This is a genomic window from Paraburkholderia sp. (assembly GCF_050742655.1).
Taxonomy (GTDB): Bacteria; Pseudomonadota; Gammaproteobacteria; order Burkholderiales; family Burkholderiaceae; genus Paraburkholderia.
In genome coordinates, this window is sequence record NZ_JBOIGG010000077.1 from 1 (window position 1) to 1,130 (window position 1,130).

A 1,130-nucleotide genomic window follows, 5' to 3' on the forward strand; every position below is an offset into this window, starting at 1 on the left:
GCTTTCCAGAGCGCAGGCGCAGCTTGGCTCTTGATTCGGAGGCTGGTCACCGCGAACTGATCCTTGTGGATGCGCCGGAGGAGTTCAATGCCCGCAATGGTAGTTGCGGCAGATGCAAAGTTCTTGAAGCCGAGCATCGGCCGAGTTCTGGACTTGATGCCGCGATGGTCCTGCTCGATGAGGTTGTTCAGATACTTCGAAGACCGCAGCTCCGTGCGTTTGGGCAGCAGCCTGTCGGTGCGCATTTCGCGGACGGCGCGATGCGAAGCCGCATAGCCATCGAGAGGGATCGTGTGCGGAGGGCGGCCTTGGTGCCTGATGGCCTTCTTGAAAAACGCCTTGGCTGCGGCCACATCGCGCCTTCTGCTGAGCCGAAAGTCGACGGTCTGGCCAGCCTTGTCCACGGCGCGATAAAGATAGACCCGCTCGCCGCGTACCTTGAGGTAAGTCTCGTCGGCTCGCCAGGAGCCACCGGCGCACCGGCCAAAGCGATTCCAGCGCTTGACGAACTCTGGAGTGTACCTGCGGACCCACCGCAGGATCGTCGTGTGGGCAAGATGCAGGCCGCGCTCCGCCATTATCTCGACCAGGTCGCGGTAGCTGAGCTTGTAGCGCAGATACCAGCGCACGCACAGGATGATCACCTCGCGGTCAAAATGCCGCCCTGCAAACAGCTCCTCGACGCTCCTCAGCTTGCTCACTACCGTCCTCCGTTGTCCTCAAAAGACCACTCTACCCGACCGCATGCCTCTGTTTGCACCAGAGCCCCCGCGCCGACGGTCCATTGAAGGAATGCGAACCACCACCAGAACAGGCCGTAAGACAGGAATGCGACCATGCCGAAGGTGTTGCCATTGCGAAACTCGAGGATGCCGGCGATGATCTGCGCAACACCGCCGTAGGCGAAGGCCAGGGGAACGATGACAGGTACAGCTTCATGCGGCATCAGGCCGGCGTTGGCGCAACTGAGCACAACGGTGGTGAGACCGAAGCCGGCAAGGCCAAGCGGGCTGGGGTTTGCAGACTTGCGCGGTTCGGATGGGTAAATATCGGTAACCTGCGACATGGTAATTCTCCTGTTCATGTGCCCGGCAGGCACAAAACTCGATGGAAAGATAAAGCATATAGAT

The 1,130-nt window shown here is 60.1% G+C and carries 2 protein-coding genes; both read right to left on the bottom strand.

The features are described 5' to 3' along the window. Nucleotides 1-701, bottom strand: a 701-nt coding sequence (locus ACREXZ_RS30880; RefSeq protein WP_431767919.1) for an IS6 family transposase, incomplete at its 3' end; no start/stop codon positions are given. After that, on the bottom strand, nt 701-1,130 hold a 430-nt coding region (locus ACREXZ_RS30885; RefSeq protein ID WP_431767920.1), incomplete at its 5' end, for an acetate uptake transporter. The genes ACREXZ_RS30880 and ACREXZ_RS30885, both read right to left, overlap by 1 nt.